Here is an 18,383-nt window from a genome sequence, read left to right as displayed (position 1 = left end):
TTTCTCGGCAGCGCCCTCGGACTCGGGCTGTTCCTCTCCACCGTGATGCGTAGCCAGTTCAACGCCGCGCAGGCAGCGCTGATCGCCGCGTTTCTGCCCGCCGTGATGCTGTCGGGCTTCGTGTTCGAGATCGCCAGCATGCCGCCGCTGCTACGGGCCATCACCCACCTCATTCCGGCCCGCTATTTCGCCAGCTCCCTGCAGACCCTCTATCAGGCGGGTAGCGTCTTCTCGATCCTGCTGGTCAACGGTTTCTGTCTGCTACTGCTGGCCGGTTTCTGGCTGGCCCTGACCGCCCGCAAGACGCGGCGCACTCTGGAGTAACCCATGCTGATCCGACTCTGGTGGCTGATCCGAAAAGAGCTGCAGGCCCTGATGGGCAATACTCAGGGGCGCTTTCTGCTCATCATGCCGGTGCTGCTGCAAACCGCCCTCTTCCCGTTCGCCGCCACTCTGGAGGTGACCGGCAACACGCTGGCCATCTACAACCAGGATGACGGCGCCCAGAGCCGCGAGCTGCTGGAGCGCCTCACCCATATGCCCGCCTTCACCACCATCATCCCGGTGCAGGGCGAGGCGGGAATGACCGAGGCCATCACCGGGCAGCAGGCACTGCTCGGGCTGATTATTCCGGGGGATTTCTCGCGCCGGCTGGCGCGGGGCGAACCGGCCAAGGTACAGCTGATTATCGATGGCCGCCGCTCCAACGGTGGTCAGGTAGCGGCGGGCTACATCAGTCAGGTGATCGCCCGCTGGCAAAGTGAGGGCAAGGGGCAACCCGAGCTGGCGGTGCGCAACCTCTACAACCCCAACGTCGAGTTCCACTGGCATATCCTGCCGGCGCTGGTGGCCATCATCACCACCACCGGCTGCCTGATTGTCACCGCCCTCTCGGTCGCGCGGGAGCGGGAGGAGGGCACCTTCGACCAGCTGCTGGTCTCCCCCCTCACCGCAGGCTGGATCATGGCGGGCAAGGCGGTGCCCGGCATCATGGTGGCGGTGGGGCAAGGGTGCATAGTCGCGCTGGCCGCCCGTTTTGTCTTTCACCTCCCCTTTGCCGGCAGCCTCAGCCTGCTGATGGCGGGCATGGTCTGCTACGGGCTGGCACTGGCCGGGATCGGGCTCTTCATCTCGTCGTTCTGCTCGACCCAGCAGCAGGCCTTTCTCGGAGTCTTCTCCTTCACCGTCCCGGCGGTGATCCTCTCGGGCTACATCTCGCCGGTGGAGAACATGCCGCAAGTATTCCAGTGGCTGGCGGCCATCGACCCCCTCACCCACTTCATCGTGCTGCTCAAGGGGGTCTTCCTCAAAGGGTTCGACTGGTCGGCCGCCTGGCCCCTGCTCTGGCCGCTACTCGCCATCGCCGGTGTCACCCTGTCGCTGGCGCTCGCCATGTTCCGCCGCCATATCGCCTGACACGCCGCCTTGCTGAGCTGATGCCGGCCTCGCCCAGTGCGAGACCGGCTTTTTCCGCCAGAAGTCTTCACTCCCCGGCTGTGGGTAAACCGGGCTTTCCCTCCACCATCCCTCACTCCAAGCCAGCTCATAAATCATCAACTGGTATACCTAATTTTGTATATCTTTGAATTTTATCGAATTACCCCTGACGAGATATATAAATAGACACTTGATTTGCATCAATTGCCCGTCCCGACTGACTGGGTAGCCTAGCCCCAGAATGATGTTTTATTACTCCAAACTAGAGGCAATCATGAGCAAAGTCAGACTGGTCGTTGTGGGCAACGGCATGGTGGGGCACCGCTTCATCGAAGAGCTGATCGAGCGGACCGACCCGGGCCGCTACGAGATCACCGTCTTCGGTGCAGAACCCCGTCCTGCGTACGATCGCGTCCATCTCTCCTCCTACTTCTCCCATCACACCAGTGAAGATCTCTCCCTCGTCAAACCCGGCTTCTACGACAAGCACGGCATCCGCCTGCTGCTCGGCGAAGCGGTGAAAAAAATCGACAGGGCCAACCGCGAAGTGCACTCCAACAAGGGCACTGTGGTCGGGTATGACAAGCTGGTACTGGCCACCGGCTCCTACCCCTGGGTGCCCTCCATTGCAGGCAGCCAGCACCACGAGTGCTTCGTCTATCGCACCATCGAGGATCTGAAAGCCATCCGCAACGCCGCCAAAAGCGGCAAGAGCGGGGTGGTAATCGGTGGCGGCCTGCTTGGCCTCGAAGCCGCCGGTGCCATCAAGGCATTGGGCCTCGAGACCCACGTAGTGGAGTTTGCTCCGGTGCTAATGGCCGAGCAGCTCGACGGTCAGGGCGGCCAGCTGCTGCGCCGCAAGATTGAATCCATGGGCGTGCAGGTGCACACCAGCAAGAGCACCAGCGAGATCCTGATGCATGGCGGTGAGCTGGCGAAACACCGGCTCGCCTTTGCCGATGGCAGCCAACTGGAAGTGGACGTGGTGGTCTTCTCCACCGGCATTCGCCCGCAAGATACCCTCGGCCGCTACGGCGATCTCGCCATCGCCGACCGTGGCGGCATCGTCATCGACGATCACTGCCTCACCTCCGACCCCGACATCTATGCCATCGGCGAGTGCGCCGCCTGGCAGGGCCGCTTCTTCGGGCTGGTGGCGCCGGGCTACAAGATGGCCCAGATCACCGTCGCCCACCTGCTCGGAGGCGACAGCCGCTTCGAAGGTGCGGACATGAGCGCCAAGCTCAAGCTGCTCGGCGTCTCCGTCGGCTCCATCGGTGATGCCCACGGCCGCACTCCGGGCAGCCACAGCTATGTCTTTCAAGATGACCAAGCTGGCGTCTACAAGAAGATCGTGGTGAGCGAAGACAACAGCCGATTGCTCGGCGCCGTGCTGGTGGGTGACGTGGAAGATTACGGCAACCTGCTGCAGATGATGCTCAATGCCCTGCCGCTGCCGAGCCACCCGGATACCCTGATCCTGCCCGCCTACGCCGGTGCCAAGCCGACGCTGGGGGTGGATGCCCTGCCGGAAAGCGCCCAGATCTGCTCCTGCTTCGACGTCTCCAAGGGCGACATCGCTCAGGCGGTGGCCGAGGGTCACACCACCCTGGCCGCCATCAAGCAACACACCAAGGCCGGTACCGGCTGCGGCGGCTGCGTGCCGCTCATCAGTCAGGTGCTCAACGCCGAGCTGGTGAAGCAGGGCATCGAGGTCAACAACCACCTCTGTGCCCACTTCCCCTACTCCCGTCAGGAGCTGTTCCATCTGGTCAAGGTGGAGGGGATCAAGAGCTTCGACGAACTGCTGGCCAAACACGGTCAGGGCTATGGCTGCGAGGTGTGCAAACCGACCGTCGGCTCCATCCTCGCCTCCTGCTGGAACGAGCATGTGCTGAGCCCGCGCAATATCCCGCTGCAGGACACCAACGACATCTTCCTCGGCAACATGCAAAAAGACGGCAGCTACTCCGTCATCCCGCGCATGGCCGGTGGCGAAGTTACTCCGGAAGGGCTGCTGGCGGTGGCCGAAGTGGCCCGCGACTACAAGCTCTACACCAAGATCACCGGCGCCCAGCGCATCGGTCTGTTCGGGGCCCAGAAGGATGATCTGCCCGCCATCTGGCGCAAGCTGCTGGCGGCCGGCTTCGAAACCGGTCAGGCCTACGCCAAGGCGCTGCGCATGGCCAAAACCTGCGTCGGCAGCACCTGGTGCCGCTTCGGCGTGCAGGACAGCGTTGGCCTCGGGGTCTTCCTCGAGAACCGTTACAAGGGCATTCGCACCCCGCACAAGATGAAGTTCGGCGTCTCCGGCTGTACCCGCGAATGTGCGGAAGCGCAGGGCAAGGACGTTGGCATCATCGCCACCGATGCGGGCTGGAACCTCTATGTGGGCGGCAACGGCGGCATGAAGCCGCGCCACGCCGATCTGCTGGCGTCTGACCTCGACCGCGAAACCCTCATCAAGCTGATAGACCGCTTTATGATGTTCTACGTCACCAGCGCCGACAAACTGCAGCGCACCTCGGTCTGGCTCGGCAATCTGGAAGGGGGCGTCGACTACCTGCGCGAGGTGATCGTCGACGACAAGCTGGGACTGGCCGAGACGCTGGAGCGCGATATCCAGATCCTCATCGACAGCTACGAGTGCGAATGGTCGCGCACCCTCAACGAAGAGGAGGCACTCAAGCGATTCAGCCACTTCATCAACAGCGACAAGCGCGACCCGGACGTTCAGTTCGTCAGCGAACGCGACCAGCACAGACCCGCCACTCCGGCCGAGCGCATCCCCGTCTACCAGATCGAGGTGGAAACCAAATGATGAAACTTGCCTGCCAACTCAGCGACATCCTGCCGGGAACCGGCGTCTGCGCTCTGATCGAGGGTCGTCAGATCGCCCTGTTCCGCCCGAGCGCGGCCGCCGAGGTGTTCGCCATCGACAACCGGGATCCCTTCTTCGCCGCCAACGTGCTGTCGCGGGGCCTGATCTGCGAACACGACGGCGAGCTCTGGGTGGCCAGCCCGCTCAAGAAGCAGCGCTTTCGCCTGAGCGATGGCCACTGTTTCGACAATCCCGCCATGTCGGTTCAAAGCTACCCCGTTGAAGTACGCGATCAGCAGGTCTGGGTCGCAGTCTAACGCCGATTTCACTCTCTTTCGGGCTGCCTGTGGGCAGCCCTTTCAAGGACTCACAAGATGTACACGGAAACCATCAACAAGTGCGCCGCCAACGCGGCCCGCATCAACCGCTTCGAGCGCAGCGACAAGCTCGGCTTCTGGCTCAGCTCCGCCATGGCGGGGGCCTATGTGGGCCTCGGCATCATCCTTATCTTCACCCTCGGCAATCTGGTGGATCCCGCCATCCGGCCGCTGGTGATGGGGGCCACCTTCGGCATCGCCCTGACGCTGGTGATCATCGCCGGCTCCGAGCTGTTTACCGGCCACACCATGTTCCTCACCTTCGGGGTGAAAACGGGCAAGATCACCATGGCCGACCTGCTGCGCATCCTGCCGCAGACCTGGGCCGGCAATCTGATTGGCTCCGTCGTGGTGGCGCTGATCTACTCCTACGGCGGCAGCCTGCTGCCGGACGCAGGCAGTCTGGCCCACAAGGTGGCACTGGCCAAGACCCAGGCCCCGGCGCTGACCCTGTTTATGAAGGGGATCCTCTGCAACTGGCTGGTCTGCCTCGCTATCTGGATGGCGCTGCGCACCGAAGGGGCCGCCCGCTTCATCGCCATCTGGTGGTGCCTGCTGGCCTTTATCGCCTCCGGCTACGAGCACTCCATCGCCAACATGACCCTGTTCGCCCTCTCCTGGTTTGGTGCCCATTCCGAGGCCTACACCCTAGGCGGCATCGGCCACAACCTGCTGTGGGTGACCCTGGGCAACACCGTCTCCGGCGCCCTCTTTATGGGCCTCGGCTACTGGTATGCCACCCCCAAGGCGGAGCGCCCGGTCGCAGTGAGCGAGACCACCAGCACCGCCAACCAGACCCGAACCGCCTGATCCGGAGGCCCCATGGACTACTTGCCCATCTTTTGCCGACTCGACAACAAACCCGTGCTGCTGGTCGGCGGCGGCGAGGTAGCGGAGCGCAAGGCGCGCCTGCTGCTGGATGCCGGTGCCCACCTCACAGTCGTAGCGCCCGAGCTCGACCCCGAGCTGGCGGAACTGGCTGCCAACGGGAGCATCGAGTGGCTGGCCGGTGAATTCACGCCGGCGCAACTGACGGGCAAGTGGCTGGTGGTGGCCGCCACCGATCGGCGCGAGGTGAACGCGCTGGTCTACCAGAGCGCCAATCAGGCGCGGATCTTTGCCAACGTGGTGGACGACCCGAAGCGCTCCAGCTTCATCATGCCGTCGATCATCGACCGCTCGCCGCTGATGGTGGCCATCTCCTCCGGCGGCAAGGCGCCGGTGCTGGCCCGGCTGCTGCGGGAAAAACTCGAAGCCCTGCTGCCGCAACATCTTGGCGCCGTGGCAACCTTCGCCGGCAGCCTGCGGGATCGGGTCAAGGCCCGCTTCGCCACCATGGGCGAGCGGCGTCGCTTCTGGGAGCGGCTGCTCGGGGCGGATCGGCTCGGCCAAGCACTGGCCCGCGGTGATAGTGCCTCTGCCAATCAGCTGGCCGACAACCTGTTTGCCGATGAAAGCCACTCCAGTGGCGAAGTGGTGCTGGTGGGAGCCGGCCCCGGCGATCCGGGCCTGCTCACCCTGCACGCCCTGCGCCAGATGCAGCAGGCCGACGTGGTGGTCTATGACCGGCTGGTCTCCGACGAGGTGATGGCGCTGGTACGCCGCGATGCCAAGCGCATCTTCGTCGGCAAGCAGGCGGGCAACCACTGCGTGCCGCAGGAGGGGATCAACCAGCTATTGCTAGAGGAGGCGCAGAAGGGGCAGCGGGTGGTGCGACTCAAGGGGGGCGACCCCTTTATCTTCGGCCGTGGCGGCGAGGAGCTGGAGACGCTGGTCGGCACAGGCATCGGCTTTCAGGTGGTGCCCGGCATCACCGCGGCCAGCGGCTGCGCCGCCTACGCCGGTATTCCAATGACTCACCGCGATCACGCCCAGAGCGTGCGTTTCGTTACCGCCCATGGCAAGGGGGGCGCCCGGGATCTCGACTGGCCGCTGCTGGCCAAGGACAAGCAGACACTGGTGTTCTACATGGGGCTCTCCTCCTGCGCCACCATCCGCGAGCAGCTGCTGGCCCATGGCAAGGCGGGCAACACCCCGGTGGCGCTGATCGAGCGCGGCACCCAGCCCTGCCAGCGGGTCATTCGCGGCACCCTCGATGAGCTGCCCGCGCTGGCGGTGGGGGTCGAGAGTCCTGCCCTCATCATGGTGGGATCTGTGGTGACCTTGGCGGACCAGCTTGCCTGGTTTGGCGCGGCACCACAGGCTCAGCGAGCCCTCGCCTGACCATTTGAATGTGTCCGTCACCCGATCCCGGCCGAGCAACCCTCTTACCGGGATCGGGCGATGGCCATGGCTGGCAATCTGTGAGCATTGAAACGGGCTGAAGGGATCAACCTACTAGCTATAAGTTAAAGTTAGGCCATTCAGGGAAAACCCATAAATAAAATTTATACCGAGCCATTTCCACCCCCAAACCGCCCTCCCCCTGCCATTGCGCCTGCGCCAAGCAGTTGGCCGATCTCTGCCGGATAAATCTCTGCACCACTGCGCACCGTCATAACCTGTTGTTTTAAGTCTGGTATCCTATGGCTATTCGGCCCCATGGCCACCAGCTCAGGAACCTCTCCATGTCTCTTCCCATCAAAAACAGCGCCAGGCAGCGTGCGGAAGACAGATCCCGCATTCTCACCCTGCTGCTGCGCGATGACGCCCTCACCGATAGCCTGCTCGATCCGCAGGCGGTGCAGGATGCCGAACAGCGCGACCAGACCAGCGAGCTGACCCGGCTGGTCAACAGCCTGCCCGCCGCCGATATCGCCGATGCGCTGGAGTCGCTGCCGCCGGATGAGCGCCATGTGTTGTGGGCGCTGGTGAGTGAAGAAAAGCGCGGCCAGACTCTGGTCGAAGCGTCGGAGACGGTGTGGGACAGCCTGATCAGCGGCATGAGCGACAAAGAGCTGCTCGATGCCCTGCGCACCCTGGATATCGACGATCAGATCTATCTGGGCCAGTATCTGCCCCGCAACCTGATGGGACGGCTGCTGACCTACATGGCCCCCGCCGACCGGGATCGGGTGCGCGAGATGATCCGCTACGGCAAGCATACCGTCGGCGCCATGATGGATTTCGAGATCATCACCATCCGCCCCGAGGTGACGCTCGCCACCGTGCAGCGCTATCTGCGCCTGCGCGGCAAGATCCCCGCCAACACCGACAAACTGTTCGTCATCGACCGGCGCAACCACCTGCTGGGGGAACTGCCGCTCACCACAGTGCTGCTGCACAAGCCGGATACCAGGGTGAATGCGGTGATGGAGCAGGACCCGGTCACCTTCGATCCGGAGGATAACGACGAAGAAGCCGCCCGCACCTTCGAGCGGGATGACCTGCTCTCCGCCGCCGTGGTGGATGGCAAGGGCAAGCTGATGGGTCGCCTCACCGTCGAAGAGGTGGTGGATCTGGTCTATGAAGAGAGCGACACCGACCTGCGCCGGATGGGGGGTATCAGTGAAGAGGAGGATGTGTTCGCGCCCGTCTCCAAGGCGGTCAAGACTCGCTGGGCCTGGCTTGCCATCAACCTCTGCACCGCCTTTGTCGCCTCGCGGGTGATCGGCCTGTTCGAGCACACCATCTCGCAACTGGTGGCACTGGCGGCCCTGATGCCCATCGTCGCAGGGATCGGCGGCAACACCGGCAACCAGACCATCACCATGATAGTGCGCGCGCTGGCGCTGCAGCATATTCAGGCGGGCAACCTCTCCTTCCTGCTGCTGCGGGAACTTGGGGTGGCGCTGATCAACGGGCTGGTGTGGGGCGGCACCATGGGGGTAGCGACCTTCCTGCTCTATCAGGATGCAGCGCTCGGCGCCGTGATGACCCTGGCCATGGTGCTCAACCTGCTGGTGGCGGCGCTGATGGGGGTCATTATCCCCATGACCATGAACCGGCTCGGCCGCGACCCGGCGGTGGGGGCCAGCGTGATGATCACCGCCATCACCGACACCGGCGGCTTCTTTATCTTCCTCGGCCTCGCCACCCTGTTCCTGCTCTGACCCTGCACAGGAAAATCCCCTCCTCTCCAATAAAAAACCCCGGCATAGCCGGGGTGAAAACGGAGAGGAAAACATTTGGACGTCATTACGGCTGCTTGCCAGCCACCAATCCCCGCATACCTGCTGTTCAGGCTGACAGCATGCGGCGATCCTCGTACTCAGGATTACAGTTCCTTGCCAACGCGTAATATCGAGAGCCGTAATGAATCACTGCTGAATTTAATGGAGAGATCACGCGGCCGTCGAATGGAGATCTGTAACCAACCATTACAGACGAACGAAATAGACCACACCAAAGGCCACTGACCGCCCACCCGGCAAGGCTGGCCACAGTATCCACGCCGCAGTAGCCATAAAAAAACAGGCCCACCGAAGTGGGCCTGCTGTTATCTGGGTGGTCGGGAATATCGCGCCAAAGGGCGCTACTCCCGCTCCTTCACATAGGGTGTACCAAGCGCTTTGGGCGCCACGGCGCGGCCGATAAAGCCGGCCAGCAGGAACACGGTCAGGATGTAGGGCAGTGCCTCGATGGCCTGTACCGGGATCGGGAAGTCGCCGATGGTCACCCCTTGCAGACGGATGGCGACCGCATCGAGGAAACCGAACAGCAGGCAGGCTGCCATGGCGTTCCAGGGGCGCCACTTGCCGAACACCAGTGCCGCCAGCGCCATAAAGCCCTTGCCCGCACTCATGTTGGGGATGAACTGGGCCGTCTGGGCTACCGCCAGATAGGTGCCACCGATACCGGCCAGCAGGCCGCCGATGATAAGCGCGGTGTAGCGCATCCGCACCACCGAGATACCGGCGGTATCGACCGCAGCCGGCGCCTCACCCACCGCCCGCAGCCGCAGACCGAAGCGGGTACGGAACATCACCCACCAAGCCAGCGGCACGCAGGCGAACGCCACGTACTCCAGCAGGGAGTGGCCGCTCAGCAGCTCGCTGTAGAGCTGGCCAATCACCGGCACATCGTAGAGCTCCTTGGCATAGGGGAAGTCGATGGGAGCAAAGCGGGCATCGCCGGAGAGCGCCGGCGTCTGGCCACCCTGATCGAACCAGTAACGGCCCAGCGTCACGGTCAGACCGGCCGCCAGAATGTTGATGGCCATCCCGCTCACCACCTGATCACCGCGGTGGGTGATGGTGGCAAAGCCGTGCATCAGGGCAAACAGCACCGAGATGGCAATCCCGGCACCCAGTCCCACCCAGGCGGAACCGGAGACCGCTGCCGCCGCACCACTGGCGAACGCCGCCGCCAGCAGTTTGCCTTCCAGCGCAATGTTAACCACCCCGGAGCGCTCGCAGAACATGCCGGCCATGGCGGCCAGAATGAGGGGCGGCGCGGTACGAATGGTCGCATCCAGCATCAGGATCAGAATTTCAAACATGATCAGGCCCCCTTAACTTGCGCAGAGCGGTTGGCAAACGCCAGATAGAGCTGCTCGATGCGCGGACGCATCATGTGCTCCAGTGCGCCGCAGAACAGGATCACCAGACCCTGCAGCACCACTACGATGTTGCGGTCGACACCGAACTCGAAGCTGAGCTCGGCGCCCCCCTGATAGAGGAAGCCGAACAGCAGGCTGGCGATGATGACGCCGACCGGGTGGTTGCGCCCCATCAGCGCCACCGCAATACCGGTGAAGCCGAACCCTTCCACGAAGTTGAGCTTGATCTGGTGCAGCTCACCCTGCAGCACGTTGAGGGCGAAGAAGCCCGACAGCATGCCGGAGATCACCATGGCCAGGATCACCACCTTGGGATAGGAGATACCGGCGTAGGCGGAGGCACTCTGGCTGGCGCCGACCGAGCGGATCTCGTAGCCCCAGCGGGTGTGCCAGATAAAGACCCACACCAGCGCCGCACAGATCAGCGCCCAAAAGAAGCTGATGTTGAGCGGGCTGTTCGGCATCTCGACGCCAAACAGGCTCGCCAGCCCGGTCATCTTGGGCAGCCAGCTCGCTTCGGCAAACACCTTGCTCTCGGTCGCCATCGAACCGGGCGGCTTGAACACCTCCACCAGCAGATAGGCCATCAGCGAGGCAGCGATGAAGTTGAACATGATGGTGGTGATAACGATGTGGCTGCCGCGCTTGGCTTGCAGCCAGGCCGGAATAAAGGCCCAGGCCGCACCGAACAGGCCACCGGCAACGATGGAGAGCGGCAACAGCAGGGAGAACGGCAGCACATCGCCGAGGGTCAGACAGACCAGACCCACACCCAGACCACCGATATAGGCCTGACCTTCACCGCCGATGTTGAACAGACCGGCGTGGAAGGCGACCGCTACCGACAGACCGGTGAAGATAAAGCCGGTGGCGTAGTAGAGGGTAAAGCCAAACCCTTCACCGGTGCCGAAGGCGCCGTACCACATAATCTTGGCGGCATCGACCGGGTTGATCTCGAGGTAGTAGAACAGGATGGCCGACACCAGGAAGGCCAGCAGGATGTTGACCGCAGACACCACGCCCACGGAGACCCAGGCAGGAATACGTACTTGGCTCATCAGTGGGCCTCCTTGGCAACTTCATCCGGCACTATGTTAGCCATCATCAGGCCGATAGTGCGCTCGTCCGCTTTGGCGGCATCCAGCTCGCCGACGATGCGACCGTCGGCAATAACCAGAATGCGGTCAGAGAGACTCATGATCTCGTCCAGTTCGACCGAGACCAGCAGCACAGCCTTGCCCTTGTCGCGCATGGCGATGATCTGCTGGTGGATATACTCGATGGCGCCGATGTCGACCCCGCGGGTCGGCTGGCCAATCAACAGCACATCCGGGTCCTGCTCCACTTCACGGGCGATCACCAGCTTCTGCTGGTTGCCACCTGAGAAGTTGGCGGTCTTGTGGTCGGGATGGGGCGGGCGCACGTCCCACTTCTCCATCTTGGCCTGACAATCCTGCTGGATCGCCTCCTTGTTCTGCAGCCACCCCTTGTTGTATTGCGGACGACGGTGATAACCGAGGATAAAGGCCTCTTTCGCCTCGAAGCGGTTGATGAGACCCATCTTGTGGCGATCTTCCGGCACATGGCCGAGACCGAAGTTGCGCACCATCTCGGGATCGGCCGCCTGCTCGGCGCTCACCTTGTGCACGCCGCTGCGGCTGCTGATGGTAAAGCCGCCCTTGCTCGGCTTGATGATGCCGCCAAGCAGGCTGAGCAGCTCGGACTGGCCGTTGCCGGAGACCCCGGCGATGCCGACCACTTCACCGGCGCGCACCTCGAAGCTGACCGATTTGACCCGCTCCACCTTGCTGGCGTCGAAGTAGCTGAGCCCCTCGACCTTCAGCTTGGCTTCGCCCGGCTCGGTCGGCCCCTTGTCGACCTTGAGGCGCACCTTGCGGCCCACCATCAGTTCGGCCAGCTGCTCCTTGTCGGTATCCTTGGTGGCAACGTGTGCCACCATCTCGCCGCGGCGCATGATGGAGACCTGATCCGTGATGGCCAGGATCTCGCGCAGCTTGTGGGTGATGAGGATGATGGTCGCCCCCTGATCCCGCAGCTTCTCCAGCACCTTGAACAGGTGATCCGCCTCTTGCGGGGTGAGTACCCCGGTCGGCTCGTCGAGGATCAGGATACGGGCGCCGCGATAGAGCGCCTTGAGAATTTCGACCCGCTGTTGCAGGCCCACCGGCAGATCTTCCACCTTCTCGTGCAGTGGCACCTCGAGACCATAGTCCCGCGCCAGCTCGCCGAGCAGCTTCTCTGCCGACGCCACGCTCTGCTGAAGGTGCCAGCCATTTTCAGCGCCGAGGATGACGTTTTCCAAAACCGTAAAGTTGTTCACCAGCATGAAGTGCTGGTGCACCATGCCCACGCCTGCGGCAATCGCATCTTGTGAACCGTGGGGTTTGAAAGGATTCCCGTCGATCAGCATCTCTCCTTTATCGGCATGGTAGAAGCCGTAAATGATGCTCATCAGGGTGGATTTACCGGCGCCGTTTTCGCCAACGATGCCGTGAATACTGCCTTTCCGAACCTTAAGGTCGATCAGCTTGTTGGCGTACACTTCGCCGAACCGCTTATCGATACCTCTTAATTCGATGGCATAGCGATCTGTCTGGTCCATGATGCAGCCCTGCGTTTCATGAAATAAGACTGTAAAAACCGGCCCGTGCGGGCCGGTCGGTGCGTTGAGAGTCGTAGCAGCAACTATCTAATTAGTATTTGCAGGTATTGTCGCTCATGTAGTCATGAACCTTGACCTTGCCTGAAATAATCTCGGCCTTGATGGCATCCACCTTGGCTTTCATCTCCGGAGTGATCAGCTTCTCGTTGTCCTTGTCGAGCGCCCAATCCACACCGCCTTCGGCCAGACCCAGGTTCTTGATCCCCGGTTTCCACTGGCCTTTGGCCGCGTCATCCCAGGTTTGGTAAGCAGCCAGACCCACGGACTTGACCATGGAGGTCAGCATGGTGCCCGGTTGCAGGTGGTTCTGGTTGGAGTCTACGCCGATGGCAAACTTGCCGCTGTCCTTGGCTGCCTGATAGACACCGATACCGGTACCGCCAGCTGCGGCGTAAACCACGTCAGCGCCTTTGGCGAACTGGGACTTGGCCAGCTCGGCACCTTTGGCCGGGTCAGCAAACGCGGCCGGGGTAGAGCCCGCCATGTTCTGGAACACTTCGATCTTCGGATTGACGTACTTGGCGCCCTGCTCGTAGCCGCACTCGAACTTGCGGATCAGCGGGATGTCCATGCCACCCACGAAACCGACCTTGCCGGTTTTGGAGGCGATGGCAGCCAGTGCGCCCACCAGGAAGGAACCTTCATGCTCCTTGAAGATGACGGACTGGACGTTCGGCTTGTCGACCACCATGTCGATGATGGTGAACTGGGTTTTCGGGAATTCGGTCGCAACCTTCTCTACCGCAGACCCCATGTTGAAGCCGACCGCCACGATCGGGCCGTTGCCACGGCTGGCCAGACGACGCAGACCCTGCTCGCGCTGGGCTTCGTTCTGGGGCTCAAACTCTTTGACCTTTACCCCTTTGTCCTTGTTGTAAAGCTCGACGCCGTTACGGAACACGGCTTCGTTGAATGATTTGTCGTACTTGCCCGCGGTGTCATAGATCACGGCCGGCTCGGAAGCAGCCTGAGCAGAGAGAGCAGCGAGAGTGAGGGAGGCCACGGTGGCCAGTTTGAGCACTTTAGTCACGATCGTATCCTTGATTGTTATTAAGTGAGGGAACTTGCTTGCCCGCCGCAGCGGGTCATCTAGCACGCAGGGTTACTCTAAGTCAGCCCCGGTGCGGGTCAAGCAAATGATAAGGGAAAAACGTTTGCGTTAACGGTTTGAATTATAAGCAAATAACCTTATAAGCAGTTGTTTTTTAGCTACTTTTCAGTTGTTTATGCTGACAATTCAGAGACCCAAACGACATTTCTCTTATTGTTCAATTGGTTACTCTAAACCGTTTTCCCCGGTTGGGCATCTGCCCCACCCATCGCCCCGTGATCCGGCTCGCAAAATAACCGCGCGGCGCGCAATCCGGCCGCTGGCTACAGCTGGAAATCATCCCCCGTCCGCCGTCATTTTGCCGACCAGAAACCGGCGCAGCCGCCCTGCCCGACTCCCCTTGCCAGCCCGCCGTGCGGAGTTTGCAGTTGGTCTGACGGGGGGATGGCCGTATAATCGCCGCCTGTATAAATAAACAGGAGTGGTGATGGACGTTTCAACCCTGCTCGACGGGCTCAACGACAAGCAAAGAGATGCCGTTGCGGCGCCCCGCAGCAACCTGCTGGTGCTGGCCGGTGCCGGTTCGGGCAAGACCCGGGTACTGGTGCACCGTATCGCCTGGCTGATGCAGGTGGAACGCTGTTCACCCTTCTCCATCATCGCGGTCACCTTTACCAACAAGGCGGCGGCCGAGATGCGTGGCCGGGTCGAGAAGGTGATCGGCGACGGCGTACGCGGCATGTGGATCGGCACCTTCCACGGCATCGCCCACCGTTTGCTGCGGGCCCACCATCTGGATGCGGGCTTGCCGCAGGATTTCCAGATCCTCGACTCCGACGACCAGTACCGGCTGATCCGCCGGGTGCTCAAGGCGCTCAACCTCGACGAGAAGCACTGGGCCCCGCGCGCCGTGATGGGCTACATCAACGGCAAGAAGGACGAGGGGCTGCGCCCCGGCGACATCGATCTCTACGGCGACCCCGTCACCCGCACCTATCAGCAGATCTACAAGACCTATCAGGAGACCTGCGATCGCTCCGGACTGGTGGACTTTGCCGAGCTGTTGCTGCGCGCCCACGAGCTGTGGCTCAACCGGCCGCACATCCTCGAACACTACCGCGACCGCTTCCAGAACATCCTGGTGGACGAGTTTCAGGACACCAACGGCATTCAATACGCCTGGCTGCGGATGCTGGCGGGCAACAGCGGCAAGGTGATGATCGTCGGCGACGATGACCAGTCCATCTACGGCTGGCGCGGCGCCAAGATCGAGAACATCCAGCGCTTCCTGACCGACTATCAGGGGGCCGAGACCATCCGCCTCGAGCAGAACTACCGCTCCACCGCCAATATCCTCAAAGCCGCCAACAGCGTGATCGCCAACAACGCCGAGCGCCTTGGCAAGGAGCTGTGGACCGAAGGGGCCGAAGGCGACCCGATTTCGCTCTATGCCGCCTTCAACGAGGTGGACGAAGCGCGCTTCGTGGTCGGCCGCCTCAAGGATTGGAAGGAAAAGGGCGGCCTCTTGGCCGACTGCGCCATCCTCTATCGCTCCAACGCCCAGTCGCGGGTGCTGGAAGAGGCGCTGATGCAGGACGCCATGCCCTATCGCATCTACGGCGGCCTGCGCTTCTTCGAGCGGCAAGAGATTAAAGATGCCATGGCCTACCTGCGGCTTATCAACAACCGTGGCGACGACGCCAGCTTCGAGCGGGTGGTCAACACCCCGACCCGTGGCATCGGCGATCGCACCCTCGAGATCCTGCGCGGCAACGCCCGTGATCAGGGGCTCAACCTGTGGCAATCGGCCAAGGCGCTGCTCAATGACAAGGTGCTGACCGGTCGCGCCGGCAACGCAGTGCGCGGCTTTGTCGAGCTGATCGACGCGCTGGAAGAGCAGGTCTCCATGCTGCCACTGCACCAGCAGGCGGATATCGCCATCCAGAACTCCGGCCTCAAGGCGATGTATCTGGCGGAAAAGGGCGAGAAATCCCAGGCGCGGGTAGAGAACCTGGACGAACTGGTCACCGCCTGCCGCCAGTACCAGCGCCCGGACGAGCTGGAGGATATGAGCGATCTCTCCGCCTTCCTCGCCCACGCGGCGCTGGAGTCCGGCGAGAATCAGGCCGACGAATATGCCGATGCGGTGCAGCTGATGACATTGCACAGCGCCAAGGGCTTGGAGTTCCCGCTGGTGCTGCTGGTCGGCGTGGAAGAGGGCATGTTCCCCAGCCAGCAATCGACCGAGGAGTCGGGCCGACTGGAAGAGGAAAGGCGCCTGTGTTACGTCGGCATGACCCGCGCCATGGAGAAGCTCTACATCTGTTATGCCGAGAGCCGCCGCATCTACGGCCGCGAGATGTTCCACAAGCCGAGCCGCTTTATTCGCGAGATGCCCGCCGAGTGTCTGGAAGAGATCCGGCTGCGCACTCAGGTGAGCCGCCCCACCCAGTACGGCCGCTTTAGCCAGAACGAGGTGCAGCAGAGCTTTGACGCCAGCGGCATCAAGCTCGGCCAGCGGGTGCTCCATCCGAAATTCGGGGAAGGAATCGTGCTCAACTTCGAAGGGGTCGGCCAGCAGAGTCGGGTGCAGATCCAGTTCGACGACGTCGGCGCCAAGTGGCTGGTGACGGCGTATGCCAGATTGGAAGCGCTCTGATTTTTCCCGCCTTTTGATACAACCAACCCGGCTTAGGCCGGGTTGGTTTTTATATCCATTATCGCGACAACGTTAAATACGCGATCGTCCGAATACGCTTCGCTATTCGAACCTACCGACTATTAAATAGACTAGCGATTGAAGCTAAATAATTTTGACCTATCACGAATTTCATTTACCAAGTCTTCATATATCAATTCATTTATTGACTTTAAGTTTTTAAATGAAATTTGATCACTGTTGACATGCTTTCGCAATACTGGTGCCAACTCAAAAATAAAATCATCATTAGCAGGAAGAGAATTGTTAGATGTCATGTCATCTATTAACATAATGCCTAATGCAGTGATAAAACTTTCATATGACTTTGACTTGACAAGGGGAGCTTTTTGTTCCTGGAGATACTCGCAATGTAATATTTCTGCACTTAAGTTTCTATTTAACTCTCTTAGATCAGCCTTAAGCTGCTCAATCTTATTTTTACCTCCAACACTATTTGGTAGAGCATTTGCTACACGTAGATACATGAATAATAATTCAATTATACTTTTTGCTGATGAGGAAAGCTTCAATATTGTAGCTCTAGTCTTAATTTCTTCTGATTCAAATTGCTGAGAACGCCACAAACTAAATGTGTATATAATCACTAACAATGAAATTACACCAGAGCCTCCACTTAGTATGGTAAATGCAATGGATAGATATGATGGCCAAGGATTATCACTAGTGGGGCTATAGTCAACCGCACCGCCTATAACGAAGCCGATAAGGAACGTTATTGCGGACAGTGCGCAAAATAGTATTATATTTGTATTCCTGACTTTCACATTTCACCCTATGAGATTATATATAATGAGAGATTATATTAACAGAAATCCAGGGCCGTAGGTTCGATTAGCGAAGCGTAATCGGACGATCGAGTAATCGGACAATCGCGTAAGACGTTCGCGTAATCGGTCGCTTACAACTGAACAACCCTTTTAGAGGTTTACTCCAATCCCCCCACCCCATCCACCGACCCACACCAATCCTGCGGATAGACGCCGCTCGCCACGTAACGATGGAAGGTGGAATACGGCCAATCGGCCACCCGCGTAACATGACCATGCTTGAGCGGGTTGATATGGACGTAATCCATATGGCGGCAGTAATCCTGCTCATCCCGGATCAGGTGTTCCCAATAATGGCGCTGCCAGATACCCCGCTCCCCGTGGCGTAACCGGGTCTGGCTGCGGCGTTCGTTCACCGGCAAGGCGCGGGAAAAGTGGCTTTTGATCAGCCGCCAACGCAGGGGGAAATCGGTGTCCCCCTCCGGCAAAGAGAGAATGCAGTGGAGATGGTCGGGCAACACGACCCATGCGTGAATGGCGAAGGGGTGAGCCTGTTGCACCTTGGCAACGCTATGGCGCAGCAGGTCGATCTGCTCCACCAGCAACCGGTTGTTGCGCCGCTCCAGCAGGTTGACGGTAAAGAACCAGGTTCCTCCGGGCCACCATGCCCGCCGCCAATTGGCCATCTTCTTCCCCTCGTTTAGACCGAAAAGTCAAGCATAGCCTTGCCTCACTTCGATCTGCTTGCGGGCCGTGATGGTGCGGATGTTCCATTACGCGATCGTCCGATTACGCTTCGCTAATCGAACCTACATATCCCTTTTACTTCGAGCCATTCCCGTTATCTCAAATCGGCCATTGCCTTCCAGAGCCCCGCAGGCAGCCAAACGAGAGCGTGTGGCCCGCCGCCTGCCTGCATAAGACAAAACGATAGTATTTTCGCAAAAACTATAAATTAAATTTATACCAACCGTTTTGGCTGCCACTCAGGTACTGGGCTGCCATCACAGGCGCCAACAAGGGGTTGGCCGATTTACAGGGTGGTGAGATGGGATGTATTAGCGGGCGGATGATAACGGCGACCA

The 18,383-nt window shown here is 60.7% G+C and carries 14 protein-coding genes; 8 read left to right on the top strand and 6 right to left on the bottom strand.

Translation table 11 applies throughout. The features are described 5' to 3' along the window. The 7 genes from AACS24_RS01245 to mgtE all read left to right on the top strand — a co-directional run. Positions 1-324, top strand: a 324-nt coding sequence (locus tag AACS24_RS01245) for an ABC transporter permease (protein WP_258223045.1), incomplete at its 5' end; no start/stop codon positions are given. A 3-nt stretch (positions 325-327) separates the two neighbouring features. Continuing rightward, a complete protein-coding gene (locus tag AACS24_RS01240) occupies positions 328-1,416 on the top strand; it encodes an ABC transporter permease (protein ID WP_108572113.1) in 1,089 nt (362 codons plus the stop codon). Positions 1,417-1,711: 295 nt separating this feature from the next. Continuing rightward, entirely contained in the window at positions 1,712-4,258 is a 2,547-nt protein-coding gene (nirB, locus tag AACS24_RS01235; RefSeq protein WP_181364276.1) for a nitrite reductase large subunit NirB, read from the top strand. After that, the gene (gene nirD / locus AACS24_RS01230) at positions 4,258-4,575 is read left to right on the top strand and encodes a nitrite reductase small subunit NirD (protein WP_108572111.1); all 318 of its coding nucleotides are present in this window, start codon (positions 4,258-4,260) and stop codon (positions 4,573-4,575) included. The genes nirB and nirD overlap by 1 nt, the downstream gene beginning before the upstream one ends. A gap of 57 nt (positions 4,576-4,632) precedes the next feature. Then, the gene (nirC, locus tag AACS24_RS01225; protein ID WP_108572110.1) at positions 4,633-5,445 is read left to right on the top strand and encodes a nitrite transporter NirC; all 813 of its coding nucleotides are present in this window, start codon (positions 4,633-4,635) and stop codon (positions 5,443-5,445) included. Positions 5,446-5,457: 12 nt separating this feature from the next. Beyond that, entirely contained in the window at positions 5,458-6,858 is a 1,401-nt protein-coding gene (gene cysG / locus AACS24_RS01220) for a siroheme synthase CysG (protein ID WP_108572109.1), read from the top strand. A 344-nt stretch (positions 6,859-7,202) separates the two neighbouring features. Further along, positions 7,203-8,627 carry a magnesium transporter gene (gene mgtE / locus AACS24_RS01215; protein WP_108572108.1) on the top strand — a complete coding sequence of 475 codons (1,425 nt, stop codon included), beginning with the start codon at positions 7,203-7,205 and terminating at the stop codon, positions 8,625-8,627. A gap of 422 nt (positions 8,628-9,049) precedes the next feature. On the opposite strand, the gene AACS24_RS01210 is transcribed toward mgtE, so the two are convergent. From AACS24_RS01210 to AACS24_RS01195, 4 genes are all read right to left on the bottom strand, one after another. Next, positions 9,050-10,015, bottom strand: a complete 966-nt coding sequence (locus AACS24_RS01210; protein WP_033115673.1) for an ABC transporter permease — start codon at positions 10,013-10,015, stop codon at positions 9,050-9,052. A gap of 2 nt (positions 10,016-10,017) precedes the next feature. Further along, positions 10,018-11,133 (bottom strand): ABC transporter permease, encoded by a 1,116-nt coding sequence (locus AACS24_RS01205; protein ID WP_108572107.1) that lies wholly within the window; start codon positions 11,131-11,133, stop codon positions 10,018-10,020. Then, positions 11,133-12,698 carry an ABC transporter ATP-binding protein gene (locus AACS24_RS01200; RefSeq protein ID WP_108572106.1) on the bottom strand — a complete coding sequence of 522 codons (1,566 nt, stop codon included), beginning with the start codon at positions 12,696-12,698 and terminating at the stop codon, positions 11,133-11,135. Before AACS24_RS01200 ends, AACS24_RS01205 begins: the two co-directional genes overlap by 1 nt. 91 nt (positions 12,699-12,789) lie before the next feature. Beyond that, positions 12,790-13,788, bottom strand: a complete 999-nt coding sequence (locus tag AACS24_RS01195; protein WP_033115676.1) for a BMP family lipoprotein — start codon at positions 13,786-13,788, stop codon at positions 12,790-12,792. A gap of 508 nt (positions 13,789-14,296) precedes the next feature. Here AACS24_RS01195 and uvrD point away from each other — a divergent pair. Beyond that, positions 14,297-16,468, top strand: a complete 2,172-nt coding sequence (gene uvrD, locus AACS24_RS01190; protein WP_108572105.1) for a DNA helicase II — start codon at positions 14,297-14,299, stop codon at positions 16,466-16,468. A 131-nt stretch (positions 16,469-16,599) separates the two neighbouring features. On the opposite strand, the gene AACS24_RS01185 is transcribed toward uvrD, so the two are convergent. Further along, positions 16,600-17,295, bottom strand: a complete 696-nt coding sequence (locus AACS24_RS01185) for a hypothetical protein (RefSeq protein WP_146181445.1) — start codon at positions 17,293-17,295, stop codon at positions 16,600-16,602. A 161-nt stretch (positions 17,296-17,456) separates the two neighbouring features. Further along, the gene (locus tag AACS24_RS01180) at positions 17,457-17,984 is read right to left on the bottom strand and encodes an REP-associated tyrosine transposase (RefSeq protein ID WP_108572104.1); all 528 of its coding nucleotides are present in this window, start codon (positions 17,982-17,984) and stop codon (positions 17,457-17,459) included. Between the last annotated feature and the right edge of the window lie 399 nt (positions 17,985-18,383).

This window comes from Aeromonas sp. HMWF016, from assembly GCF_963878195.1.
GTDB lineage: Bacteria > Pseudomonadota > Gammaproteobacteria > Enterobacterales > Aeromonadaceae > Aeromonas > Aeromonas lacus.
The sequence above is the reverse complement of the archived record's forward strand: the minus strand, read 5'-3'. Positions and strand labels throughout refer to the sequence as shown.